The sequence below is a fragment of the Variovorax sp. 01N429 genome, from assembly GCF_056399425.1.
On sequence record NZ_JBFTRG010000208.1, the window covers coordinates 1 to 385 of the forward strand.

Annotated in this window: 1 protein-coding gene; it reads left to right on the forward strand. The window is 71.4% G+C overall.

Translation table 11 applies throughout. From position 1 onward, the window contains the following. Window positions 1-385 (forward strand): GlcG/HbpS family heme-binding protein (locus AC1DSF_RS31275; RefSeq protein WP_478184193.1); only part of this gene is annotated, 385 nt, incomplete at both ends.

Consider the following 385-nt stretch of genomic DNA (forward strand, 5'->3'; position numbering starts at 1 on the left):
TGTGAAGACCCCGGACACGTTCCAGTCCGATCACCTGACGATCGATGCCGCGTCCAAGGCCGCGCAGGCGACCCTGGACGCCGCGAAGAAGGCGAACCAGCGCGTGTCGGTCGCGGTCGTGGACCGCAACGGCAACACCATCGTCACCCTCCGCGGCGACGGCGCCGGCCCGCAGTCCTACGACGCCGCCCAGAAGAAGGCCTTCACCGCCGTCTCCTGGAACGCCCCGACCTCCACCCTGGTCCAGCGCCTCCARCAGAACCCCACCCTGAAGGACATCCCCGGCACCCTGTTCCTCGGCGGCGGCGCCCCGGTCACCGCCAAGGGCGGCCCGATCGCAGCCATCGGCGTCGCAGGCGCCCCCAGCGGCGACCAGGACGAACAG